The organism is Streptomyces sp. NPDC001194 (assembly GCF_042896985.1).
Classification (GTDB): Bacteria; Actinomycetota; Actinomycetes; order Streptomycetales; family Streptomycetaceae; genus Streptomyces.
On the sequence record NZ_JBIAXU010000001.1, the window covers coordinates 795,645 to 820,354 of the forward strand.

General features: G+C 70.9%; 21 protein-coding genes. 3 read left to right on the top strand and 18 right to left on the bottom strand.

Translation table 11 applies throughout. The features are described 5' to 3' along the window. Window positions 1-15 precede the first annotated feature (15 nt). From ACFY1T_RS03840 to ACFY1T_RS03855, 4 genes are all read right to left on the bottom strand, one after another. A complete protein-coding gene (locus ACFY1T_RS03840) occupies window positions 16-411 on the bottom strand; it encodes a hypothetical protein (protein WP_030870054.1) in 396 nt (131 codons plus the stop codon). Beyond that, the gene (locus tag ACFY1T_RS03845; protein ID WP_229337077.1) at window positions 408-611 is read right to left on the bottom strand and encodes a ribbon-helix-helix domain-containing protein; all 204 of its coding nucleotides are present in this window, start codon (window positions 609-611) and stop codon (window positions 408-410) included. Before ACFY1T_RS03845 ends, ACFY1T_RS03840 begins: the two co-directional genes overlap by 4 nt. 125 nt (window positions 612-736) lie before the next feature. Then, window positions 737-1,957, bottom strand: coding sequence for an outer membrane lipoprotein carrier protein LolA (locus ACFY1T_RS03850; RefSeq protein ID WP_390786800.1), 1,221 nt, complete (start codon window positions 1,955-1,957; stop codon window positions 737-739). A gap of 175 nt (window positions 1,958-2,132) precedes the next feature. After that, complete coding sequence (locus ACFY1T_RS03855) at window positions 2,133-3,143, bottom strand: polyprenyl synthetase family protein (protein ID WP_351781589.1); 1,011 nt, start codon at window positions 3,141-3,143, stop codon at window positions 2,133-2,135. 190 nt (window positions 3,144-3,333) lie between these two features. Here ACFY1T_RS03855 and ACFY1T_RS03860 point away from each other — a divergent pair, with 190 nt between their 5' ends. Further along, window positions 3,334-4,860, top strand: coding sequence for a peptide MFS transporter (locus ACFY1T_RS03860; RefSeq protein WP_390786801.1), 1,527 nt, complete (start codon window positions 3,334-3,336; stop codon window positions 4,858-4,860). Between the two features lie 12 nt (window positions 4,861-4,872). After that, window positions 4,873-6,870 carry a CocE/NonD family hydrolase gene (locus tag ACFY1T_RS03865; protein WP_390786802.1) on the top strand — a complete coding sequence of 666 codons (1,998 nt, stop codon included), beginning with the start codon at window positions 4,873-4,875 and terminating at the stop codon, window positions 6,868-6,870. Between the two features lie 91 nt (window positions 6,871-6,961). On the opposite strand, the gene ACFY1T_RS03870 is transcribed toward ACFY1T_RS03865, so the two are convergent. Then, window positions 6,962-7,783, bottom strand: a complete 822-nt coding sequence (locus ACFY1T_RS03870) for an HAD family hydrolase (RefSeq protein WP_390786803.1) — start codon at window positions 7,781-7,783, stop codon at window positions 6,962-6,964. A 140-nt stretch (window positions 7,784-7,923) separates the two neighbouring features. Between ACFY1T_RS03870 and fahA the strand changes: the two genes are divergently transcribed. Continuing rightward, a complete protein-coding gene (fahA, locus tag ACFY1T_RS03875; protein WP_390786804.1) occupies window positions 7,924-9,150 on the top strand; it encodes a fumarylacetoacetase in 1,227 nt (408 codons plus the stop codon). 74 nt (window positions 9,151-9,224) lie between these two features. Here the strand turns inward: fahA and nuoN are convergent, their stop codons facing one another. From nuoN to ACFY1T_RS03940, 13 genes are read right to left on the bottom strand one after another with little or no spacing between them, the layout of a single operon-like run. Beyond that, window positions 9,225-10,871, bottom strand: coding sequence for an NADH-quinone oxidoreductase subunit NuoN (gene nuoN / locus ACFY1T_RS03880; RefSeq protein ID WP_030864706.1), 1,647 nt, complete (start codon window positions 10,869-10,871; stop codon window positions 9,225-9,227). Window positions 10,872-10,876: 5 nt separating this feature from the next. Further along, complete coding sequence (locus tag ACFY1T_RS03885) at window positions 10,877-12,469, bottom strand: NADH-quinone oxidoreductase subunit M (protein ID WP_390786805.1); 1,593 nt, start codon at window positions 12,467-12,469, stop codon at window positions 10,877-10,879. A 1-nt stretch (window position 12,470) separates the two neighbouring features. Beyond that, window positions 12,471-14,366, bottom strand: coding sequence for an NADH-quinone oxidoreductase subunit L (gene nuoL / locus ACFY1T_RS03890; protein ID WP_390786806.1), 1,896 nt, complete (start codon window positions 14,364-14,366; stop codon window positions 12,471-12,473). Between the two features lie 12 nt (window positions 14,367-14,378). Continuing rightward, complete coding sequence (nuoK, locus tag ACFY1T_RS03895) at window positions 14,379-14,678, bottom strand: NADH-quinone oxidoreductase subunit NuoK (protein WP_030864698.1); 300 nt, start codon at window positions 14,676-14,678, stop codon at window positions 14,379-14,381. Further along, a complete protein-coding gene (locus tag ACFY1T_RS03900) occupies window positions 14,675-15,484 on the bottom strand; it encodes an NADH-quinone oxidoreductase subunit J (protein WP_030864695.1) in 810 nt (269 codons plus the stop codon). Before ACFY1T_RS03900 ends, nuoK begins: the two co-directional genes overlap by 4 nt. Beyond that, window positions 15,481-16,089, bottom strand: coding sequence for an NADH-quinone oxidoreductase subunit NuoI (gene nuoI / locus ACFY1T_RS03905; protein WP_229337095.1), 609 nt, complete (start codon window positions 16,087-16,089; stop codon window positions 15,481-15,483). Before nuoI ends, ACFY1T_RS03900 begins: the two co-directional genes overlap by 4 nt. Next, on the bottom strand, window positions 16,082-17,452 hold the full coding sequence (nuoH, locus tag ACFY1T_RS03910) for an NADH-quinone oxidoreductase subunit NuoH (RefSeq protein ID WP_390786807.1): 1,371 nt from the start codon (window positions 17,450-17,452) through the stop codon (window positions 16,082-16,084). The genes nuoI and nuoH overlap by 8 nt, the downstream gene beginning before the upstream one ends. Continuing rightward, the gene (locus tag ACFY1T_RS03915) at window positions 17,449-19,956 is read right to left on the bottom strand and encodes an NADH-quinone oxidoreductase subunit G (RefSeq protein ID WP_390786808.1); all 2,508 of its coding nucleotides are present in this window, start codon (window positions 19,954-19,956) and stop codon (window positions 17,449-17,451) included. The genes nuoH and ACFY1T_RS03915 overlap by 4 nt, the downstream gene beginning before the upstream one ends. Then, window positions 19,953-21,299 carry an NADH-quinone oxidoreductase subunit NuoF gene (gene nuoF, locus ACFY1T_RS03920; protein ID WP_390786809.1) on the bottom strand — a complete coding sequence of 449 codons (1,347 nt, stop codon included), beginning with the start codon at window positions 21,297-21,299 and terminating at the stop codon, window positions 19,953-19,955. Before nuoF ends, ACFY1T_RS03915 begins: the two co-directional genes overlap by 4 nt. Next, window positions 21,299-22,063, bottom strand: a complete 765-nt coding sequence (nuoE, locus tag ACFY1T_RS03925) for an NADH-quinone oxidoreductase subunit NuoE (RefSeq protein WP_390786810.1) — start codon at window positions 22,061-22,063, stop codon at window positions 21,299-21,301. Before nuoE ends, nuoF begins: the two co-directional genes overlap by 1 nt. Beyond that, complete coding sequence (locus tag ACFY1T_RS03930) at window positions 22,060-23,409, bottom strand: NADH-quinone oxidoreductase subunit D (protein WP_030864679.1); 1,350 nt, start codon at window positions 23,407-23,409, stop codon at window positions 22,060-22,062. The genes nuoE and ACFY1T_RS03930 overlap by 4 nt, the downstream gene beginning before the upstream one ends. Next, entirely contained in the window at window positions 23,409-24,155 is a 747-nt protein-coding gene (locus tag ACFY1T_RS03935) for an NADH-quinone oxidoreductase subunit C (protein WP_390786811.1), read from the bottom strand. Before ACFY1T_RS03935 ends, ACFY1T_RS03930 begins: the two co-directional genes overlap by 1 nt. Next, complete coding sequence (locus tag ACFY1T_RS03940; protein WP_030028258.1) at window positions 24,152-24,706, bottom strand: NADH-quinone oxidoreductase subunit B family protein; 555 nt, start codon at window positions 24,704-24,706, stop codon at window positions 24,152-24,154. The genes ACFY1T_RS03935 and ACFY1T_RS03940 overlap by 4 nt, the downstream gene beginning before the upstream one ends. Window positions 24,707-24,710 lie beyond the last annotated feature (4 nt).

Consider the following 24,710-nt stretch of genomic DNA (forward strand, 5'->3'; position numbering starts at 1 on the left):
CCGCGAGGGCAGGGCCTAGGACGACGCCGTCTGCGGCTCCTGTATGAGGGCCCGGAGTTCCTCGGCGACCGCGGCGATGTCGGCGCGGCCCAGCTTGGCCGCCTCGACCAGGTCGCCGAGGTCCTCCGGCGAGGGCAGTTGCTTGGCCCCCGCCACGCGCAGGTACGAGCGCGTGGCGGCGGCCGCGTAGAACTCGTTCATCGGCGATTCCAGCGCCGGGCACACCGCGAGGGTGTGCAGAAACGCGGCGGCCCGCCACGCGGTGTCCGGGGCGGGCTGTTCGGGCACCAGGACGAGGTCGTTCTGGTGCCGGGCGACCGCGGCGGCCACCCCGGAGGGATCCCACACGGCGGGATCTGACGGGAGATGGTGGGCCAGAGCGGTCCAGGCCCACTCCATGGTGATCTTCAATTGCCGAACCGCTCCTGGAAGTAGCTCCAGTGGTCGGCGAACTCCTCGATGCCGGACAGGAAGTTCTTCCGGTCCTCGTCGAGTTCGCGTTCGGTCACCTCGGTGATCAGTGCGGTGACCGTCGTCCCCAATGCCGCCGCGCGCGCTTTGAGGCGCTCGTGGAACTCTTCGTCCAGGCGGATGGTGACGTGTCTCGACATGCTTTTCACGGTACAGCGGGCCCGCTGTACACAGGGCCGGAACGGCCGAAGGGTGGGCAGGGACACAGTCCCCGCCCACCCTTCGGACAGCTCTACGGCTCCACGGCCCCACCGGCCGTGCGGCACTACTTGTTGGCGTCGGCCGCCTGCACCAGCGCGTCCTTGGTGACCGCGCCGACGTAGACCTTGCCGTCGTCCGTGATCAGGGCGTTGACCAGGCGGGTCTTGAAGACCCGGCCCTCGCCGAACTTACCGGTGACCTTGCCGCCGAGGGAGTCGAGGAACTGCTTGGCCTCCTTCGGAGCGTCCTTGCCGTTCGCGGACTTCTCGAGGTCCTTCAGGCCCTTGCCGGCACCGGTGTCGACGCGGGCGATGGTCGCCCAGCCCTCGCCGAGCACCTTCGTCTCGCCGCCCTTGCCAGCGCCGCCCATGCCGCCGGTCAGGGCGTCGAGGCCGGGGAAGGAGTCCAGGCCCTTGAACTCCTTGCCGTGGCCCTCCTCGCCGGCCTCGGAAGCGCCCTCGGTCACCTTGGCGCCCTTGGGCGCGGTGAACGCGAACGTGTCGGCGGCCGGCTTGGCGAAGTCCACCTTGGTGAACCCGGCGTCGACGATAGGCTTGCCGCCCTCGGCCGCCAGCAGCTGCACCCGCAGCGGCACGCCGTTCTTGGCGTCCACCGCGATCTTGACCGAGCCGACCGTGGATCCGCTCTGCTTCGGCTTCAGCACCAGCTGGTACGCGTCCCGGCCGGCCACCTGCGCGGTCTCGCCCACGCTGACGTCCGTGGTCGGGCCGGCGGCCTTCAGCACGTCCTGGGCCAGCTGCTGGGGCGAGGCGCCGCCGAGCCGCTCGGCCGTCTTCTTCTGCTCCTTGCCGGCTGCCGCCGCCTCGGGGTTCTTCTCGTGCCAGACCTCGTTGGCCTTGCTGTCGTACCCCCAGACGTCGGCGCCGTTGTGGACGAGGCTGTACTCGTCCTTGCCGTCCACGAACGTGAGCTTCTGGCGGTCCGGGCCGTCGGCCGCGACGCGCACGGTGTGCGAGCCGTTCGCCAGCTGCGCGATCTTGTCCTCGGGGTTGGCCGAGCCGCCCGCGACGCCCCCGCCGCCGAGGAGGCCGCTCGCCAGCTTCGGCAGACCCAGGTCGGTGCTGATCTTCGCGCTGCCGGACAGCTGCTGCACGTCGGAGGCCGCGACCTTCTCGATGAGCTGCTGCGCGGTCATCTTCGGCAGGTCGGGGCCGCCGGAGTTCGCGAAGGCCGGGACCATCGCCACGGTCGCGGCGGCCACACCCGCCACCGCTACCGGTACGGCGTACCGGGCGGCCTTGCGGGTCTTTGCGTTCGTTGCCATGTCTGCCCTACCTCTGTGTCACCCGTTCTGGTGTGTCTCCATATGACCAAAGGAGAGGGGGTCGGGGCGTCACCCCCCGGGGCCAACTCGGCGTACGCCCCAGGGATGACACGGCGAGGGCCCGGCATCCCCTACCCGTAGGGGATGCCGGGCCCTCGCCCGGGTCGGACGGCCGTCAGCCGGCGCGGTGCACCACCGCGTCGCACAGCTCCTCGAGCGCCGACTTCGCGAAGCCTTCCGGCAGCGGCGCCAGCGTGGCCCGCGCCTCCTGCGCGTACCGGACGGTGTCGCGGCGGGCCTGCTCGAGCGCGGGGTGCACCCGCAGCCGGGCGAGCACCTGCGCGTGCAGGGCGTCGTCGGTCAGGTCGCCGTCGAGGAGGCGTACGAGTTCCAGGTCGTCGGGGTCGCCGCCCTGGGCGGCCATCTCGCGCAGCCGCAGCACGGGCAGCGTCGGGATGCCCTCGCGCAGGTCCGTCCCCGGGGTCTTGCCGGATTCGTGCGAGTCGGAGGCGATGTCCAGGACGTCGTCGGCGAGCTGGAAGGCGATGCCGAGGCGCTCCCCGTACTGGGTCAGGATGTCGACGACCGACTCGTCGGCGCCGGACATCAGCGCGCCGAACCGGCCGGAGACCGCGATCAGCGAGCCGGTCTTGCCGGCCATGACGTCGAGGTAGTGGGCGACCGGGTCGCGGCCGTCGCGCGGGCCGGCCGTCTCCAGGATCTGGCCGGTGACCAGCCGCTCGAAGGCCTCGGCCTGGATGCGCACGGCCTCCGGCCCGAGGTCGGCCAGGATGTGCGAGGCGCGGGCGAACAGGAAGTCACCCGTCAGGACGGCCACCGAGTTGCCCCAGCGGGCGTTGGCGCTGGCCACGCCCCGGCGCTCGTCCGCCTCGTCCATGATGTCGTCGTGGTAGAGCGTCGCCAGGTGGGTGAGCTCGACGACCACCGCGGCGGGCACGATGCCGGGCGCGTAGGGGTCGCCGAATCGGGAGGCGAGCATCACCAGCAGCGGCCGGAACCGCTTGCCCCCGGCGCGCAGCAGGTGCTGCGCGGCATCGGTGATGAAGGGGACTTCGCTCTTGGTGGCCTCCAGCAGACCCGCCTCGACGGCGGCCAGTCCGGCCTGGACATCGGTCTCAAGAGCCTGGTCCCGCACGCTCAGTCCGAACGGCCCGACGACGGTCACGAGGGGTACTCCTGTCTGCTGACGATCACGGTGACGATCACCTGGATTGTCGATGTGTCGCTGCCATCACTCAAGCCAGCGTATCCGGTCTGTTTTCGATCACCGAGAGCGGCCGCCATGTCGCCACCCGCGCACCGCCCGATGCGCACCGGTATGTTCGTGAGGAGCCGAAACAACCGGAGAATGCGTTTTGTCCAGAACTGTCACCGCAATAGAGGAACCGGCGGAGCCGGTGGACCCGGAGGCGGACCAGCCGCCGCCCGGAGACGACCACGCCTTCCTCGGGCACCCCCGGGGCCTCGCCACGCTGTCCGGACTGGAGGTCTGGGAGCGCTTCTCGTTCCTCGGCATGCAGGCCATCCTCGTCCTCTACTTCGCGGACACGGTGGCCAACGGCGGCCTGGGGATGAACCCGGGCACCGCCGCCTCCGTCGCGGCGGCCTACGGGACCATGGTCTACCTCGTCTCCGTCGCCGGCGGGTGGCTCGCCGACAGGATCCTCGGTTCGTACCGGGCCGTGCTCTGGGGCGGCATCCTGATCGCCTGTGGCCACTACGCCATGGCGGTGCCGACGGCCGCCATGACCTGGACGGGCCTCGGCCTGATCAGCGCGGGCACCGGCCTCCTCAAGCCCAACGTGGCCAGCATGGTGGGCAAGCTGTACCGGACGGCCGACGACCGGCGCGACGCCGGCTTCGCCCTCTACTACACGGCCATCAACATCGGCGCCTTCGCCGGACCCCTGGTCACCGGCTGGCTCGGCGAGCACCAGGGCTGGCACTGGGGCTTCTCCGCCGCCGCCGTCGGCATGACCGCGGGCCTGGTCCAGTACGTCCTCGGCCGCCGCCACCTGGCCGGGCGAAAGCACTCGGCCGAGTACGCCCTCGCGCCCGACGCGATGCGCCGCGCCGTGTGGTGGATCGTCGCGGGTCTCCTCGCCGCGGGCGCGCTCGCCACCCTCCTGGCGGGCATCGGCCTGCTCACCATGGAACGCTTCGTCGACCTGCTCACGCTGGTCTCGGTGATCGCGCCCGCCGTCTACTTCGCGGTGATGTTCCGCAGCCCGCGGGTGACGCGCGAGGAGCGCGGACGGCTGCGCCCGTACGTGGTGCTCTTCCTGGCCTCGGTCGCCTTCAACTTCATCCTCTTCCAGGCGTACTCGACGATGATGCTGCTCGCCTCGACGAACGCCCGGACCGAGATCCTGGGCTTCCACTTCCCCGCGAGCTGGTACGCCTCCGCGCTCGGCGCGTTCGAGGTGGCGCTCGCCCCGGTCGTGGCCGCGCTGTGGGGCCGGATGGGCCCCCGCCAGCCGCACGCCTCGAACAAGATCGCCATCGGCGTGATCCTGGGCGGCCTGTCCTTCCTGCTGATGGTCATCCCCACCTCGGGGCACGGAGGGGAGGCGTACCGGATGGCCGCCTGGTGGATCGTCGGCTCGTACCTGCTGCTCGGGCTCGGCGACGTCCTGCTGGAGACCTCCGGCATGTCGGCCACCACGAAGCTCGCCCCGAAGGCCTTCGCCAGCCAGACCATGGCCCTGTGGTTCCTCTCGCTGGCCCTCGCCAACGGCATCCAGGCGCAGGTGGTCAAGGTCTACGGCCAGGTCTTCACTCCCGTGTACTTCGGCGTCAACGGCGCCGTCGCGGTGGCGGTCGGCCTGGCCGTGATCGCGCTGGCGCCGTGGCTGCGGCGCACGATGCACCCCGTCCACTGAGGTGGTTGCCGAATGATCATCCGTACCGAGTTCCCGTACGAGACGGCGCACGAGGACGTCCGGATCCCGATGCCCGACGGCGTCGAGCTGTACGCCCGGATCTGGCGCCCGCTGACCGACGAGCCGGTCCCGGCCCTGCTGGAGTACCTGCCGTACCGGCTGACCGACTGGACCGCGCCCCGCGACTGGCAGCGCCACCCCTGGTACGCGGGCCACGGCTACGCCTCGGTCCGGGTGGACGTACGGGGCCACGGCTGCAGCGGCGGCAACCCGGGCGACGAGTACGACGCGCGGGAACTGGCCGACGGGACGGCGGTGGTGGAGTGGCTGGCGGAGCAGCCGTGGTGCACGGGGTCGGTGGGCATGTTCGGGATCTCGTGGGGCGGGTTCAACTCCCTCCAGATCGCGGCACAGGCCCCCGAGGCGCTGAAGGCGGTCGTCACGGTCTGCTCGACGGACGACCGGTACGACAACGACGTCCACTACATGGGCGGCTCGGTGCTGGCCGTGGACATGCACGCCTGGGCCGCGACCATGCTGGCCTTCGCGGCGCGGCCGCCGGACCCGCTGTACGCCGGGGACGGCTGGCGGGAGCAGTGGCTGGCCCGGCTGGAATCCGTCGAACCCCTGATCCACACCTGGCTCGCCCACCAGACGCGGGACGACTACTGGCGCCACGGCAGCGTCTGCGAGGACTACCCGGCGATCGGCGCCGCCGTGCTGGCGGTGGGCGGCTGGCACGACCCGTACCGGGACACCGTGCTGCGGCTGGTCTCGCACCTGCCCGCCGACCGGGTGCGGGGACTGATCGGCCCGTGGTCGCACCAGTACCCGGACCGGGGGCTGCCGCCCGGGCCGGCGATCGGTTTCCTCCAGGAGACCCTGCGGTGGTGGGACCACTGGCTGAAGGGCGCGGAGAACGGGGTGATGGACGAGCCGCTGCTGCGGTCCTGGATCTCGGAGTCCCATCCTCCGGCGACCACGTACGAGGTGCTGCCGGGGCGCTGGGTCGGGGACGCCGAGTGGCCCTCCCCCGCCGTCACCCCGATCACGTACGCGCTCCGGGGCGCGCCGGTGGCCGTGGCCTCCCCGCAGCACACGGGGCTGGACGCGGGGCGGTTCTTCCCCTTCGGGAACGAGGCGGACCTGCCGCCGGACCAGCGGGAGGAGGACGCGAAGTCGGCCTGCTTCGAGTTCCCGGTGGGGCGCGAGCCGGTGGAGGTCCTGGGCCGCGCGCAGGTGACGGCCCGGCTGCGGATGGACGTCCCGTACGGGCAGGTGGTGGCGCGGCTGTGCGACGTGGCGCCCGACGGGTCCTCGACGCTGGTGACGCGGGGTGCGCTGAACCTCTCGGCGCGGCTGGGGCGGGACAAGGCGGTGCCGTGGCCGGTGGGCGCGTACGAGGACGTGGTGTTCGAGCTGAACGGCATCGGGCACCGGTTCGCGGCGGGGCACCGGATCCGGCTCGCGCTGTCGTCGGCGTACTGGCCGTGGATCTGGCCGCGGGCCGGCTCGGAGGCGGGGTGGACCCTGGATCCGGCGGGCAGCGCGGTGGTCCTGCCGGTCCGCTCCGCGGGGCCGGAGCCGGAGGTCGGCTTCGAGCCGCCGGAACAGGCCGGGCCGCTGGGGGTGTCGTACCCGGCCACGCTGGACGAGCCGCGGCCGGAGCGGCTGGTCGTACGGGACGTGGCGCGCGGGCGGTGGCGGCTGGAGGTGGACCCGCGGTACGGGGGGACGCGGGTGTATCCGGACGGGCTGGAGTACGGGGAGGACGCGGAGGAGGTCTACGAGATCGACTCGGCGGACGCGCTGTCGGCGCGGGCGGGCTCCCAGTGGCGGATCCGCCTGCACCGGCCGGAGTCGGGGTGGGACGTGCGGGTGGACACCCGGTCGGAGATCTCGTGTGACGAGGGCGGGTTCCTGACCTCGAACGAGGTGGTGTGCCGGGAGGGGGAGGAGATCGTCTTCCACCGGACGTGGGAGAGGCGGTTGCCGAGGGCGGCGGGCTGAGGGGCGTGCGGGGCCGGTCCCCCACCGGCCCTTCCCCCACCTCCCCCTTCCCCTCCCCCTCCCCCTTCCCCTCCCCCTTCCCCGGGGCGGATCAGCCGCGGTAGAGGCGTTCCAGGACCACCGCGATGCCGTCCTCCTCGTTGGAGAGGGTCAGCTCGTCGGCCACCGCAATCAGTTCGCGGTGGGCGTTGGCCATGGCCACTCCGTGGGCGGCCCAGGCGAACATCGGGATGTCGTTCGGCATGTCGCCGAAGGCGATCGTCGACGACGGGCCGACGCCCAGCTCCTGCGCCGCCAGCGCCAGGCCGCTCGCCTTGCTGACGCCCGGCGGCTGGAGCTCCACCGTGTGCTCCCCCGCCATCGTCACGTTCACCAGGTCCCCGACCACCGCGCGCGCCACCCGCGTCAGCTCGTCGTCGTCGAGCTCCGGGTGCTGGAGCAGCACCTTGTTGATCGGCGCGGCCCACAGGTCGGAGCGCCTGCGCACCCGGACCGTCGGCAGGTGCGGATGCCACATCAGGTAGCCCGGCCCTATCAGCATCTCGGCGTGCAGCCCCTCCTGGTTGACCGCCGCGTACACCTCGCCGATCTCCGCCTCGATCTTCCCGAGCGCCACCTCGGCCAGTTCCCGGTCCAGGGCGACGGAGTGCAGCATGCGCGCGCCGGCCGTGTCGTACACCTGCGCGCCCTGCCCGCACACCGCGAGCCCCGTGTAGCCGAGGTCATCGAGTACATGACGGACCTGCGGGACGGGGCGTCCGGTGACGATGATGTGCTGGGCACCCGCGGCGCGCGCCGTCGCGAGCGCCGCGTACGAGCGGGCGGAGACGGTGTCTCCGGCGCGCAGCAGGGTCCCGTCCAGGTCAGTGGCGATCAAGGCGAAGGGGAGGGCCGAAAGCAGGGCGGAAGTCACGGCGCAAGGATACGGACCCCTTTGGACAAGTCCTACAAATAGAGCCCCAATCCGGCCTCCCACCGGCCCCACTGGCCACGTAACGTATCAACCAGCTCCCGGGACACCCCCGGTCCGCATCGAAAGCGAGGCAGTACCCCATGCCCCAGCAGAGCCCCCTCGATGTCCCCGAGGGCGACCCGTTCGGGCCGCACAACCTCCCGTACGGCGTCTTCTCGACCGCCGAGGAGCCGGACCGCCGTCGCATCGGCGTGCGGATCGGCGGACACGTGCTCGACGCGGGGGCGGCCGCGGCCGCGCTCGGTTCCCCGTACGCCGCGCTGCTCGGGCAGGCCTCGCTCAACCCGCTGCTCGCCGCCGGCCGCACCGCCTGGCGCGACGTGCGCCGTGCGCTGACCGCGTGGGTGACCGACCCCGGCCACCGCGGGACGGTCGAGCCGCACCTGCTGCCGCTGGACGCCGTCAGCCTGCACCTGCCGTACGAGGTCGCGGACTACGTCGACTTCTACGCGAGCGAGCACCACGCCACCAACGTGGGCCACATCTTCCGCCCGGACGGCGAGGCGCTGACCCCCAACTGGAAGCACCTGCCGATCGGTTACCACGGCCGCTCCGGCACGATCGTGGTCTCGGGGACGGACGTCGTACGGCCCTCCGGGCAACGCAAGACCCCGGCCGACGCCGCGCCCGTCTTCGGGCCGTCCGTCAAGCTCGACATCGAGGCCGAGGTCGGCTTCGTCGTCGGCACCCCGTCCGAGCAGGGCCGTCCGGTTCCGCTGGCCGACTTCGAGGACCACGTCTTCGGGCTGTTCCTGCTCAACGACTGGTCGGCGCGCGACATCCAGGCCTGGGAGTACGTGCCGCTCGGCCCCTTCCTCGGCAAGTCCTTCGCGACCTCGGTCTCCGCCTGGGTCACCCCGCTGGAGGCCCTGGAGACGGCCCGGGTGGCCCCGCCCGCCCGCGACTTCCCCCTCCTGCCGTACCTCGACGACGCCGATGCCGACCGGCCCGGCGGCTTCGACCTGCACATCACCGTCTCCATCAACGGGCAGGAGGTGGCGCGGCCGCCGTTCGCGACCATGTACTGGACCGCCGCCCAGCAGCTCGCGCACATGACGGTCAACGGCGCCTCCCTGCGCACCGGTGACGTCTACGGCTCGGGCACGGTCAGCGGCCCCGAGGTCGGGCAGCGCGGCTCGCTGCTGGAGCTGACGTGGAACGGCCGCGACGCCATCGAGCTCGCCGACGGCAAGCGCACCTTCCTCGAGGACGGCGACACCGTCACCCTCACCGCCTGGGCCCCGGGCCCCGAGGGCGCCCGCGTCGGCCTCGGCGAGGTCACGGGCCGCATTGTGGGATCCCTCTAGGGGGCGCCCGACGGGGAAACGCGACCGGGCCCGGCTCCCCGAGGGGAGCCGGGCCCAGTGGCGTGTCGCGGGGGTCAGCGGACGAACGTGCTCGCCTGTCCCGCCAGCTCCAGGAAGTACTGCGGTGCCACGCCCAGGACCAGGGTCACCGCCACGCCCACCGCGATCGTCGTCATCGTCAGCGGCGAAGGGACGGCCACCGTCGGGCCGTCCGCCTTCGGCTCGCTGAAGAACATCAGGACGATCACCCGGATGTAGAAGAACGCGGCGATCGCGGACGAGATCACACCGACCACGACCAGCACCCCGGCGCCGCCCTCCGCCGCCGCCTTGAACACGGCGAACTTCCCGGCGAAGCCGGAGGTCAGCGGGATGCCGGCGAAGGCCAGCAGGAACACCGCGAAGACCGCCGCCGTCAGCGGCGAACGGCGGCCCAGACCGGCCCACTTCGACAGGTGGGTCGCCTCGCCGCCGGCGTCGCGCACCAGCGTGACCACCGCGAACGCGCCGATCGTCACGAAGGAGTACGCGCCCAGGTAGAAGAGGACGGACTGGACGCCCTGCGCCGACGTCGCGATCACACCGGCCAGGATGAAGCCCGCGTGGGCGATCGAGGAGTAGGCCAGCAGCCGCTTGACGTCGGTCTGGGTCACCGCGATCACCGCACCGGCCAGCATCGTCACGATGGCCACGCCCCACATCACCGGCCGCCAGTCCCACCGCAGTCCGGGCAGGACCACGTACAGCAGGCGGAGCAGCGCGCCGAACGCCGCCACCTTCGTCGCCGCCGCCATGAAGCCCGTGACCGGGGTCGGGGCGCCCTGGTAGACGTCCGGGGTCCACATGTGGAACGGGACGGCGCCGACCTTGAAGAGCAGGCCCGTCAGGATCAGCGCCCCGCCGATCAGCAGCAGCGCGTCGTTGCCCATGGTGTCGGCGAGCGCCGGGTCGATCTTGGTGACCGTGCCGTCGACCACGTCGGCGATGGCCGCGTACGAGACCGAGCCCGCGTACCCGTAGACCAGTGCGATGCCGAAGAGGAGGAAGGCCGAGGAGAAGGCGCCGAGCAGGAAGTACTTGACCGCGGCCTCCTGCGACATCAGCCGCTGGCGGCGGGCGACGGCGCAGAGCAGGTACAGCGGGAGGGAGAAGACCTCCAGGGCCACGAACAGCGTCAGCAGGTCGTCGGCCGCCGGGAAGATCAGCATGCCGGCGACCGCGAACAGGGCCAGCGGGAAGACCTCGGTGGTGGTGAAGCCCGCCTTGACCGCGGCCTTCTCGCTCTCGCTGCCCGGTACGGACGCCGCCTGCGCGGCGAAGGAGTCCACCCGGTTGCCGTGGGCGGCCGGGTCCAGCCGCCGCTCGGCGAAGGTGAAGACGGCGACGATCGCGGACAGCAGGATGATCCCCTGGAGGAACAGTGCCGGGCCGTCCACGGCCACGGCGCCCATCGCCGCGATGTGCGCCTTGTCGCCGCCGTACCCGCCGGCGGCGAGGCCGACGACCGCCGCGAAGGCCGAGGCCAGAGCGGCGACGGCGAGGAACACCTGGACGTAGTAGCGGGACTTGCGCGGCACGAAGGCCTCGACGAGGACTCCGAGGACCGCCGCGCCCACCACGATCAGCGTGGGCGCGAGCTGCGCGTACTCGATGTGCGGGGCCGGGATCCGGTCGATCGGCTCCCCGGCCGCCAGCGTCAGCAGCCCACGGGCCGCAGCCATGGTGCTCACTTCGCCGCCTCCCCGTTCTTGGCCTCGACGGCCACCTGTGGCTTCGGATCCTTCTGGTGTACGTCGGACAAGGTGTGCTCCACCGCCGGGTTGACGATCTGGGTGAGCGGCTTCGGGTACACGCCCAGCCCGATCAGCAGCACGATGAGCGGGGCGACCACCAGGACCTCGCGCAGGCGCAGGTCCGGCATGGTGCGGACCTCGTCCTTCACGGGGCCGGTCATCGTGCGTTGGTAGAGCACCAGGGTGTAGAGCGCGGCCAGCACGATGCCGATGGTGGCGATGATGCCGATGACGGGGTACCGGGCGAACGTTCCGACCAGGACCAGGAATTCGCTGACGAAGGGCGCGAGGCCCGGCAGCGACAGGGTGGCGAGACCGCCGATCAGGAAGGTGCCGGCCAGCACCGGGGCCACCTTCTGCACACCACCGTAGTCGGCGATGAGCCGGGAGCCGCGGCGCGAGATCAGGAAGCCGGCGACCAGCATCAGGGCGGCCGTCGAAATCCCGTGGTTGACCATGTAGAGCGTCGCGCCCGACTGCCCCTGGGAGGTCATCGCGAAGATGCCCATGATGATGAACCCGAAGTGGGAGATCGAGGCGTACGCGACCAGGCGCTTGATGTCCCGCTGCCCGACCGCGACCAGCGCGCCGTAGACGATGCTGATCAGCGCCAGGACGAGGATCGCCGGCGTGGCCCACTTGCTGGCGTCGGGGAACAGCCCGAGGCAGAAGCGGAGCATCGCGAAGGTGCCGACCTTGTCGACGACCGCGGTGATCAGGACGGCGACCGGGGCGGTGGCCTCGCCCATCGCGTTCGGCAGCCAGGTGTGCAGCGGCCACAGCGGGGCCTTCACCGCGAAGGCGAAGAAGAAGCCGAGGAACAGCAGCCTCTCGGTGTTGGTCGCCATGTCGAGCGTGCCCGCGGCGCGGGCGGCGGTGATCTCCTGGAGCGAGAAGTTCCCGGCGACCACGTACAGGCCGATGACTGCGGCCAGCATGATCAGGCCGCCGACCAGGTTGTAGAGGAGGAACTTGACCGCCGCGTACGAGCGCTGCGCGGCCGCGTTCTCCTCGGAGCCCGCGTGCGCCCGGTCCCCGAAGCCGCCGATGAGGAAGTACATCGGGATGAGCATGGCTTCGAAGAAGATGTAGAAGAGGAAGACGTCGGTGGCCTCGAAGGAGATGATCACCATCGCCTCGACCATCAGGATCAGGGCGAAGAAGCCCTGTGTCGGCCGCCAGCGCGTGGACTGCGTTTCCAGCGGGTCGGCGTCGTTCCAGCCGGCCGCGATCACGAAGGGGATCAGCAGCGCGGTGAGCGCGATCAGCGCCACCCCGATGCCGTCGACGCCCAGTTCGTAGCGGACGCCGAAGTCGGCGATCCAGGCGTGCGATTCGGTGAGCTGGTAGCGGGCTCCACCGGGCTCGAAGCGGACCGCGACGAGCACGGCCAGCGCCAGTGTCGCCAGCGAGAAGAGCAGCGCCAGCCACTTGGCGGCGGTCCTGCGGGCGGCCGGGACGGCCGCCGTCAGGACGGCGCCGACCGCGGGGACCGCGGCCGTCACCGTAAGAAGCGGGAAACTCATCTCACACCGCCCTCATCAGCAGGGTCGCGGCGATGAGGATCGCCGTGCCCCCGAACATCGAGACCGCGTAGCTGCGGGCGTAGCCGTTCTGCAGCTTGCGCAGCCGGCCCGAGGCCCCGCCGACCGCGGCGGCCGTCCCGTTGACCGCCCCGTCGACCAGGCTGTGGTCGACGTACACGAGCGAGCGGGTCAGGTGCTCCCCGCCGCGCACCAGCACGACGTGGTTGAAGTCGTCCTGGAGCAGGTCCCGCCGGGCCGCCCGCGTGAGGAGCGAGCCGCGCGGGGCGACCACCGGGACGGGCCTGCGGCCGTACATCGACCAGGCGATGCCGACGCCGACGACCAGGACGACCATGGTGGACGCGGTCACCGTCATGGCGCTGACCGGCGAGTTGCCGTGCTCGTAGCCGGTGACGGGCTCCAGCCACTTCAGGAAGCGCTCGCCGATCTCGAAGAACGCACCGGCGAACACGGATCCGAACGCCAGGACGACCATCGGGACGGTCATGGACTTCGGCGACTCGTGCGGGTGCGGTTCGTGCCCCGCCGCATCCGGCTGCCAGCGCTTCTCGCCGAAGAAGGTGAGGAGCATGACCCGGGTCATGTAGAAGGCGGTGATGCCGGCGCCCAGCAGGGCGACCCCGCCGAGGATCCAGCCCTGGGTACCGCCCTTGGCGAAGGCCGCCTCGATGATCATGTCCTTGGAGAAGAAGCCGGACAGACCCGGGAAGCCGATGATCGCCAGGTAGCCGAGGCCGAAGGTGACGAAGGTGACCGGCATGAACTTCCGCAGTGCGCCGTACTTGCGCATGTCCACCTCGTCGTTCATCCCGTGCATCACGGAACCCGCGCCGAGGAAGAGGCCCGCCTTGAAGAAGCCGTGCGTCACCAGGTGCATGATCGCGAAGACGTACCCGATCGGGCCGAGGCCCGCGGCCAGGATCATGTACCCGATCTGCGACATCGTCGACCCGGCGAGGGCCTTCTTGATGTCGTCCTTCGCGCAACCGACGATCGCACCGAAGATCAGCGTGACCGCGCCCACGATGGTGACCACCAGCTGGGCGTCCGGCGCCCCGTTGAAGACGGCGGCCGAGCGGACGATCAGGTACACGCCCGCCGTCACCATCGTCGCCGCGTGGATCAGGGCCGAGACCGGGGTCGGGCCCTCCATCGCGTCCCCGAGCCAGGACTGGAGCGGCACCTGGGCCGACTTGCCGCAGGCGGCGAGCAGCAGCATCAGGGCGATCGCCGTCAGCTTGCCCTCGGTCGCGTTCCCCACGGAGGCGAACACCGGCCCGAAGGCGAAGGTCCCGAAGGTGGTGAACAGCAGCATGATCGCGATCGACAGGCCCATGTCGCCGACCCGGTTGACCAGGAAGGCCTTCTTCGCGGCGGTCGCCGCGCTGGGCTTGTGCTGCCAGAAGCCGATGAGCAGGTACGAGGCGAGGCCGACGCCCTCCCACCCGACGTACAGCAGCAGGTAGTTGTCGGCGAGGACCAGCAGCAGCATCGCCGCGAGGAACAGGTTGAGGTAGCCGAAGAAGCGGCGGCGGCGCTCGTCGTGCTCCATGTACCCGATGGAGTAGATGTGGATGAGCGTGCCGACCCCGGTGATCAGCAGGACGAAGGTCATCGACAGCTGGTCGAGCTGGAAGGCCACGTCCGCCTGGAAGCCCTCGACGGGGATCCAGGTGTACAGCTTCTCGTACAGGGTCCGGTCCTCGGCGCCGCGCCCGAGCAGGTCGGCGAAGAGGACCACGCCGATCCCGAAGGAGGCGGCGGCGAACAGGGTGCCGAGCCAGTGCCCGGCCTTGTCGAGGCGCCGGCCGCCGAGGAGCAGCACCACCGCTCCGAACAGGGGCGCCGCGATCAGCAGCCCAATCAGATTCTCCACTGTGAGCGCCCCTTACAGCTTCATCAGGCTGGCGTCGTCGACCGAGGCCGAGTGGCGGGTCCGGAACAGCGACACGATGATCGCGAGGCCCACCACGACCTCCGCGGCGGCGACGACCATCGTGAAGAAGGCGATGATCTGGCCGTCGAGGTTGCCGTGCATCCGGGAGAAGGCGACGAACGCGAGGTTGCAGGCGTTGAGCATCAGCTCGACGCACATGAACAGCACGATCGCGTTCTTCCGGATGAGCACGCCGGCCGCGCCGATGGTGAACAGCAGGGCGGCCAGGTACAGGTAGTTGACCGGATTCACTTCGATGCCTCCTCGCGGCCGAGGCGCTCCGCCGAGGCCTGCTCCAGCGCCTTCAGGTCGTTCAGCGCCTCGCTGGACACGTCCCGGATCTGGCCGCGGGCGCGCAGCGTCTTGTTGACGGTCAGCTCGGACGGGGTGCCGTCCGGCAGCAGGCCGGCGACGTCCACCGCGTTGTGCCGGGCGTAGACGCCGGGCGCGGGCAGCGGCGGGAGCTGGACGCCCTCGCGCACGCGCCGCTCGGCGAGCTCGCGCTGGGTGGCGGCCCGCTCGGTGCGCTCGCGGTGGGTGAGGACCATCGCGCCGACGGCGGCCGTGATCAGCAGCGCGCCGGTGATCTCGAAGGCGAACACGTACTTGGTGAAGATCAGCGTGGCCAGCCCCTCCACGTGCCCGGCGGAGTTGACCCGTCCGAGCCCGTTGAAGTGGGTGAGCTTGGCGTTGGCGATGCCGGCGATCAGCAGGACGCCGAAGCCGAGCCCGCACAGGACGGCCAGCCAGCGCTGCCCCTTGAGCGTCTCCTTCAGCGAGTCGGCGGCGGTGACGCCGACGAGCATGACCACGAAGAGGAAGAGCATCATGATCGCGCCGGTGTAGACGATGACCTGGACCACGCCCAGGAAGTACGCCCCGTTGGCGAGGTAGAAGACCGCCAGGATGATCATCGTCCCGGCCAGGCTCAGCGCGCTGTGCACGGCCTTCTTCATCAGGATCGTGGACAGCGCGCCGATGACGGCGACGGTGCCGAGGACCCAGAACTGGACCGCCTCGCCCGTGGAGGTCGAGGTGGCGGCCGCGAGGGCGCTCATGCCTGCACCTCCTCGGCATCGGCCGCGGTCTCGCCCTTGGAGACGGCCACCTGCCGCACCGTCCCGGGGGCCGCCCCCGTCACCAGTCCGCGGTAGTAGTCCTGCTCGTCCGTGCCCGGGAAGATCGAGTGCGGAGACTCCACCATGCCCTCGGTCAGACCGGCGAGCAGCTGCTCCTTGGTGTAGATGAGCGATTCGCGGCTGGCGTCGGCCAGTTCGAACTCGTTCGTCATCGTCAGCGCCCGCGTCGGGCAGGCCTCGATGCACAGCCCGCACAGGATGCAGCGGGCGTAGTTGATCTGGTAGACCCGCCCGTACCGCTCACCCGGGGAGTAGCGCTCCTCCTCGGTGTTGTCCGCGCCCTCCACGTAGATGGCGTCGGCGGGGCAGGCCCAGGCGCACAGCTCGCAGCCGATGCACTTCTCCAGGCCGTCCGGGTGCCGGTTCAGCTGGTGGCGTCCGTGGAAGCGCGGGGCGGTGGTCTTCTGCTGCTCCGGGTACTGCTCGGTGAGGCGCTTCTTGAACATGGCCTTGAAGGTCACGCCGAAGCCGGCCACCGGGTTCTGCCACTTCTCGCCCTGCTCGGCATCAGACTTGTCAGACATTCTCAGCACCCTCCTCTCGGTCACTGTCGGTATTCGTCCCGCCACTGACGATCAGCTCCCGCTCGCTGCGAGGCCGCCTGCGCGGTACGGGTGCCAGGTGCTGGCCGGGCTTGGGCGGTACGGGGAACCCGCCCGCCAGCGGGTCGAAGGGCTCGGCCCCGGCGGCCTCGCCGGCCCGCTCGGCGGAGGCCTTCTCCTTCCGGTCGCGGAAGAGGTCCGCGACGAAGGACAGCAGCAGGATCGCGACGACCGCGCCGCCGACGTACAGGACGATCTCCGAGAAGTCGTAGCTCTCGTTGCGCAGCGCCCTGACGGTCGCGACCAGCATCAGCCAGACCACGGAGACCGGGATCAGGACCTTCCAGCCGAGCTTCATCAGCTGGTCGTAGCGGACGCGGGGCAGCGTGCCGCGCAGCCAGATGAAGAAGAACAGCAGCAGCTGGACCTTGATGACGAACCAGAGCATCGGCCACCAGCCGTGGTTCGCGCCCTCCCAGAAGTGGCTGATCGGGTACGGGGCCCGCCAGCCGCCCAGGAAGAGGGTGACCGAGACCGCCGAGACGGTGACCATGTTGACGTACTCGGCCAGCATGAACAGCGCGAACTTGATGGAGGAGTACTCGGTGTTGAAGCCGCCGACGAGGTCGCCCTCGGACTCCGGCATGTCGAACGGCGCGCGGTTCGTCTCGCCGACCATCGTGATGACGTAGATGATGAACGAGACCGGCAGCAGCACGATGTACCAGCGGTCCGCCTGCGCCTCCACGATCGCCGAGGTCGACATCGACCCGGAGTAGAGGAAGACGGAGGCGAAGGCCGCGCCCATCGCGATCTCGTACGAGATCATCTGCGCGCAGGAGCGCAGGCCGCCGAGCAGCGGGTACGTGGAGCCCGAGGACCAGCCGGCCAGGACGATGCCGTAGATGCCGACCGAGGCGACCGCGAGGATGTAGAGCATCGCGATCGGCAGGTCGGTCAGCTGCATCGTGGTGCGCTGGCCGAAGATCGAGACCTCGTCGTCCGCCGGGCCGAACGGGATCACCGCGATGGCCATGAAGGCCGGGATCGCCGCGATGATCGGGGCCAGGACGTACACCACCTTGTCGGCCCGCTTGACGATGATGTCTTCCTTGAGCATCAGCTTCACGCCGTCGGCGAGCGACTGGAGCATGCCCCAGGGGCCGTGCCGGTTGGGGCCGATGCGCAGCTGCATCCAGGCGACGACCTTGCGCTCCCACACGATGGAGAAGAGCACGGTCACCATCAGGAAGGCGAAGCAGAACACCGCCTTGACGACGACCAGCCACCAGACGTCCCTGCCGAGCAGGGAGAGGTCCTCGGCCGCGAGCTGTACCGCGTTCACGCGCCCACCTCCGCAGGGGTGCCGCTGCTGTCGGCCGGGGTCGCCGGGCCGATCCGTACGAGGGTGCCCGGGTGGGCCCCGGTGTCGGCGAGGACGCCGTGCCCGGTGGAGTTCAGCGGGAGCCAGACCACCCGGTCGGGCATCTCGGTGATCCGCAGGGGGAGTTCCGCGGAGCCGGCCGGGCCGGTCACCGCGAGGACGTCGCCGTCCTTGACGCCGGTCTCGGCGGCCGTAGCGGCCGACAGCCGGGCGCTCGCCTCGTGCCGGGTGCCGGCCAGGGCGTCGTCGCCCTCCTGGAGCCGGCCCAGGTCGAGCAGGAGGCGGTGGCCCGCGAGGACCGCCTCGCCCGCTCCGGGGCGGGGCAGCGGCGCGGTGTCCGCGGAGTGCTCGGCCGCGCGCTCTCCGGTCCACGGGCCGAGCGCGTCGAGCTCGCGGCGTACGGCGTGCACGTCGGGCAGCGCGATGGGCCGGTCGGCCGCGTCGGCCAGCATGTGCAGCACGCGGGCGTCGGCGGGGGCGAGCCGGCGGGTCATCTGGTCGGGCTTGAGCGCGGCCTCGAACGGCCGGACCCTGCCCTCCCAGTTGATGAACGCGCCGGCCTTCTCGGCGACGGCGGCGACCGGGAAGACCACGTCCGCGTGGTCCGTGACCTGGCCGGGCCGCAGTTCCAGCGAGACCACGAAGGCCTCCTTCAGGGCGACCAGTGCCCGCTCCGGGTCCGGCAGGTCGGCGATCTCGACGCCCGCGACCAGCAGGGCGGAGAGCTCCCGCCCGGCGGCGGCCTCGACGATCTGGCCGGTGTCTCGGCCGTAGCGGTGCGGGAGTTCGTCCAGACCCCAGGCGGTGGCGACCTCGTCGCGGGCCCGCGGGTCGGTGGCCGGGCGGGCCCCCGGCAGCAGCGAGGGCAGCGCGCCCGCCTCGACGGCGGCCCGCTCCCCGGCCCGGCGCGGGATCCACACGAGCTGCGCGCCGGTCGCGGCCGCGGCGCGTACGGCGGCGGTCAGCGCGCCGGGCACGCCGGCCAGCCGCTCGCCGACGACGATGACCGCGCCGGCCTGGCGCAGCGCCTCGGCGGCACCGGCCCCGCCGGCCTCCAGGCCCGTACGGGACGCCAGCGCGGCGAGCCATTCGGGCTCGGTGCCGGGGGCGGCGGCCAGCAGGGTGCCGCCCGCCTTCTCCAGGCCGCGGGTGGCGAACGGGGCGAGGGCGAAGGTCCGCTGCTTGTGCTTGCGGTGGGCCTTGCGCAGCCGCAGGAAGACGCCGGGGGCCTCCTCCTCGGACTCGATGCCGGCGAGCAGGACGGCGGGGGCCGCCTCCAGCTTCGCGTACGTGACACCGCTGCCGTCGAGGTCCTTGCCGGTGCCGGCCACGGTGGCGGCCAGGAAGTCGGCCTCCTCCGCGCTGTGGATCCGGGCCCGGAAGTCGATGTCGTTGGTGTCGAGGACGACCCGGGCGAACTTGGCGTACGCGTACGCGTCCTCCACGGTGAGCCGTCCGCCGGTCAGGACGCCGGCCCGGCCGCGCGCCGCGGCGAGCCCGGCGGCCGCGGCCTCCAGGGCCTCGGGCCAGCTCGCCGGGGCGAGTACCCCGTCCGTGCCGCGCACCAGCGGGGTGGTGAGCCGGTCGGGGCGCTGTGCGTAGCGGAACCCGAAGCGGCCCTTGTCGCAGATCCACTCCTCGTTGACCTCGGGGTCCTCGGCGGCCATCCGGCGCAGCACCTTGCCGCGGCGGTGGTCGGTCCGGGTCGCGCAGCCGCCCGCGCAGTGCTCGCACACGCTCGGGGAGGAGACGAGGTCGAACGGGCGGGAGCGGAACCGGTAGGCGGCCGAGGTGAGGGCGCCGACGGGGCAGATCTGGATGGTGTTGCCGGAGAAGTAGGACTCGAAGGGGTCGCCCTCGCCGATGCCGACCTGCTGGAGGGCGCCGCGCTCCAGGAGCTCGATCATCGGGTCGCCCGCGACCTGTGTGGAGAAGCGGGTGCAGCGCGCGCACAGCACGCACCGCTCGCGGTCCAGCAGCACCTGCGTGGAGATCGGGACCGGCTTCTCGTACGTGCGCTTCTTGCCCTCGAAACGCGAGTCGCTCTGCCCGTGGGACATCGCCTGGTTCTGCAGCGGGCACTCGCCGCCCTTGTCGCAGACCGGGCAGTCCAGCGGGTGGTTGATGAGCAGCAGCTCCATCACCCCGCGCTGGGACTTCTCGGCGACCGGGGAGGTCAGCTGCGTCTTGACGACCATGCCGTCGGTGCAGGTGATGGTGCAGGAGGCCATCGGCTTGCGCTGGCCCTCGACCTCGACGATGCACTGGCGGCAGGCGCCGACCGGGTCGAGGAGGGGGTGGTCGCAGAACCGGGGGATCTCGATGCCGATCTGCTCGGCGGCCCGGATGACCAGGGTCCCCTTGGGCACCGACAGTTCGATGCCGTCGATGGTCAGGGAGATCAGGTCCTCGGGCGGGACGGCGGCCTCTCCGCCACCGGTCGGAGCATTAGTGGTGACGGTCATGCGTTCACCTCCGTGTCAGCCCAGAGGGTCGACTTCCTGGGGTCGAAGGGGCAGCCCTTGCCCGTGATGTGCTGCTCGTACTCCTCGCGGAAGTACTTGAGCGAGGAGAAGATCGGGCTGGCGGCGCCGTCGCCGAGCGCGCAGAACGACTTGCCGTTGATGTTGTCGGCGATGTCGTTCAGCTTGTCGAGGTCCGACATGACGCCCTTGCCTGCCTCGATGTCGCGCAGCAGCTGGACCAGCCAGTAGGTGCCTTCGCGGCAGGGCGTGCACTTGCCGCAGGACTCGTGGGCGTAGAACTCGGTCCAGCGGGTGACGGCACGCACCACGCAGGTCGTCTCGTCGAAGCACTGCAGCGCCTTGGTGCCGAGCATGGAGCCGGCCGCGCCGACGCCCTCGTAGTCCAGCGGGACGTCCAGGTGCTCGTCCGTGAACATCGGGGTGGAGGAGCCGCCCGGGGTCCAGAACTTCAGCCGGTGTCCGGGGCGCATCCCGCCGCTCATGTCGAGGAGCTGGCGCAGGGTGATGCCGAGCGGGGCCTCGTACTGGCCGGGGCCGGCGACGTGCCCGGAGAGCGAGTACAGGGTGAAGCCGGGGGACTTCTCGGTCCCCATCGACTTGAACCAGTCCTTGCCCCGGTTCAGGATCGCGGGAACCGAGGCGATCGACTCCACGTTGTTGACGACGGTGGGGCACGCGTAGAGCCCCTCGACGGCGGGGAAGGGGGGACGCAGCCGGGGCTGGCCGCGCCGGCCTTCGAGGGAGTCGAGGAGTGCCGTCTCCTCGCCGCAGATGTACGCGCCCGCTCCCGCGTGCACCGTGATGTCGAGCTTCAGTCCGCTCCCGAGGACGTCCTCCCCGAGGTAGCCGGCCTCGTACGCCTCGCGCACCGCCTCGTGCAGGCGCCGCAGTACCGGCACGACCTCGCCGCGCAGGTAGATGAAGGCGTGCTCCGACCGGATCGCGTAGCAGGCGATGATCATTCCCTCGATGAGGGAGTGCGGGTTGGCGAAGAGGAGGGGGATGTCCTTGCAGGTTCCCGGCTCCGACTCGTCCGCGTTCACGACGAGGTAGTGCGGCTTTCCGTCGCCCTGCGGGATGAACTGCCACTTCATTCCGGTGGGGAAGCCCGCGCCGCCGCGGCCGCGCAGACCGGAGTCCTTCACGTACGCGATGAGGTCGTCCGGGGTCATCGCGAGCGCCTTGCGCAGGCCCTCGTACCCCTCGTGCCGCCGGTAGGTCTCCAGCGTCCACGACTGCGGCTCGTCCCAGAAGGCCGACAGCACGGGCGCCAGCAGCTTCTCCGGGGCGCCGTTCTCATGCATTTCGGCAGTCACCGTCATCACTCCCCCTCCTCGGTGGCAGCAGAAGCCTCACCACGCGGGTGCACGACCTTGCCGAGCTGCGGGGTCTCGCCGCGCGCGATGCGCAGCCCGATCAGGGAGGCGGGGCCGGCGCCGCCGCTCGCCTCGACCGCGCCCTCGCGCTCGTCCGGGAAGCCGGCCAGGATCCGGGCCGTCTCCTTGTACGTGCACAGCGGCGCGCCCCGGGTCGGCGCGACGGGCCGGCCGGCGATCAGGTCGTCGACCATGGCCTTGGCGGACTCGGGGGTCTGGTTGTCGAAGAACTCCCAGTTGACCATCACCACGGGGGCGTAGTCGCAGGCCGCGTTGCACTCGATGTGCTCCAGCGTGACCTTGCCGTCGGGGGTGGTCTCGTTGTTGCCGACCCCGAGGTGCTCCTTGAGCTCGTCGAAGATCGCGTCGCCGCCCATGACCGCGCACAGGGTGTTCGTGCAGACCCCGACCTGGTAGTCGCCCGAGGCCTTGCGCCGGTACATCGTGTAGAAGGTGGCCACGGCGGTGACCTCGGCGGTGGTCAGGCCCAGCACCTCGGCGCAGAACCGGATGCCGGTGCGCGAGACGTGGCCCTCCTCGGCCTGGGTCAGGTGCAGCAGCGGCAGCAGCGCGGACCGGCTGTCGGGGTAGCGGGCGATGACCTCCTTCGCGTCCGCTTCGAGCCGGGCGCGTACGTCGGCCGGGAAGTCGGGGGCCGGAAGCTGGGGCATCCCCAGACCCACCCCTTGACCGGTCGGATTGGCTGTCATCGGTCGACGCCTCCCATCACGGGGTCGATGGAGGCGACGGCGACGATGACGTCGGCGACCTGGCCGCCCTCGCACATCGCGGCCATGGCCTGCAGGTTGGTGAAGGACGGGTCGCGGAAGTGGACCCGGTAGGGGCGGGTGCCGCCGTCGGAGACGACGTGGACCCCGAGCTCGCCCTTGGGCGACTCGACGGCCGCGTACGCCTGCCCGGCCGGTACCCGGAAGCCCTCGGTCACCAGCTTGAAGTGGTGGATGAGGGCCTCCATGGAGGTGCCCATGATGTTCTTGATGTGGTCGAGCGAGTTGCCGAGGCCGTCCGGGCCCATCGCGAGCTGCGCCGGCCAGGCGATCTTCTTGTCGGCGACCATGACCGGGCCCGGCTCCAGCCGTTCCAGGCACTGCTCGACGATCCGCAGGGACTGGCGCATCTCCTCCAGGCGGATCAGGAACCGCCCGTACGAGTCGCAGCTCTCGGTGGTCGGCACGTCGAACTCGTACGTCTCGTACCCGCAGTACGGGTCCGACTTGCGCAGGTCGTGCGGCAGGCCGGCCGAGCGCAGGATCGGGCCGGTGGCGCCGAGCGCCATGCAGCCGGTGAGGTCGAGGTAGCCGACGTCCTGCATGCGGGCCTTGAAGATGGGGTTGCCGGTGGCGAGCTTGTCGTACTCCGGCAGGTTCTTCTTCATGATCTTGAGGAAGTCGCGCAGCTGGTCCACGGCGCCCGGGGGCAGGTCCTGGGCGAGACCGCCGGGGCGGACGAACGCGTGGTTCATGCGCAGGCCCGTGATCAGCTCGAAGATGTCGAGGATCAGCTCGCGGTCCCGGAACCCGTAGATCATGATCGTGGTCGCGCCCAGCTCCATTCCGCCGGTGGCGATGCACACCAGGTGGGAGGAGAGCCGGTTGAGCTCCATCAGCAGGACGCGGATGACGGTGGCCCGGTCCGGGATCTGGTCGGTGATGCCGAGGAGCTTCTCGACGCCGAGGCAGTACGCCGTCTCGTTGAAGAACGGCGTCAGGTAGTCCATGCGCGTCACGAAGGTGGTGCCCTGCGTCCAGTTCCGGAATTCGAGGTTCTTCTCGATGCCGGTGTGCAGGTAGCCGATGCCGCAGCGGGCCTCGGTGACGGTCTCGCCGTCGATCTCCAGGATCAGCCGGAGCACGCCGTGGGTGGACGGGTGCTGCGGGCCCATGTTGACGACGATCCGCTCGTCGTCGGCCTTCGCCGCGGACTGGACGATCTCGTCCCAGTCGCCGCCGGTGACGGTGTAGACGGTGCCTTCGGTGGTCTCCCGGGAGGCCGCGGGGTCCGAGGAGGCGTTGTTCGATGCGTTCTGGGCGTTCATCAGCTGTACGACCTCCGCTGGTCGGGAGCCGGGATCTGGGCGCCCTTGTACTCGATGGGGATGCCGCCGAGCGGGTAGTCCTTGCGCTGCGGGAAGCCCTGCCAGTCATCCGGCATCATGATCCGCGTGAGCGCCGGGTGCCCGTCGAAGACCAGGCCGAAGAAGTCGTACGCCTCGCGCTCGTGCCAGTCGTTCGTCGGATAGACGGAGACGAGCGACGGGACGTGCGGGTCCGCGTCCGGGGCCGTGACCTCCAGGCGCACCACCCGGCCGTGGGTGATCGAGCGCAGGTGGTAGACGGCGTGGAGCTCGCGGCTCTTGTCGTCGGGGAAGTGGACCCCGCTGACGCCGGTGCAGAGCTCGAAGCGCAGGGCCGGGTCGTCGCGCAGGGTCTTCGCGACGCGGACGAGGTGCTCGCGGGCGATGTGGAGCGTCAGCTCGCCCCGGTCGACGACGACCTTCTCGATGGCGTTCTGCGGGAGCAGCTCCTGCTCCTCCAGTGCCCCTTCGAGCTCGTCGACGACCTCGTCGAAGTAGGAGCCGTAGGGGCGGTGGCTCTCGCCGGGCATGGCCACGGTGCGGACGAGGCCGCCGTAGCCGCTGGTGTCGCCGCCGCCCCGGGCGCCGAACATGCCCTTGCGGACGCCGATCACCTCGGGGCCGCCGGCGGAACCCCGCGGGGCAGGAACGTTGTTCCCGTTGCCGTTGCCGTCGGTGGCCGGGGAGGTCTCGCTCGCGTCGCTCACCGGAGCAGCCCCTTCATCTCGATCGTGGGGAGGGCCTTGAGGGCCGCCGCCTCCGCCTCGCGCGCCGCCTCTTCCCGGTTCACGCCGAGCTTTCCGCCCTGGATCTTCTGGTGGAGCTTGAGGATCGCGTCCATCAGCATCTCGGGGCGCGGCGGGCAGCCGGGGAGGTAGATGTCCACCGGGACGATGTGGTCGACGCCCTGGACAATCGCGTAGTTGTTGAACATTCCGCCCGAAGATGCACAAACCCCCATGGAGATGACCCATTTGGGAGCGGGCATCTGGTCGTACACCTGCCGCAGCACCGGCGCCATCTTCTGGCTGACCCGCCCGGCCACGATCATCAGATCGGCCTGGCGCGGGGATCCGCGGAAGACCTCCATGCCGAAGCGGGCCAGGTCGTACCGGCCCGCTCCGGTGGTCATCATCTCGATGGCGCAGCAGGCCAGGCCGAAGGTCGCGGGGAACACGGATGACTTGCGCACCCAGCCCGCGGCCTGTTCGACGGTGGTCAGCAGAAAGCCGCTCGGCAGCTTCTCTTCCAGTCCCATGGGA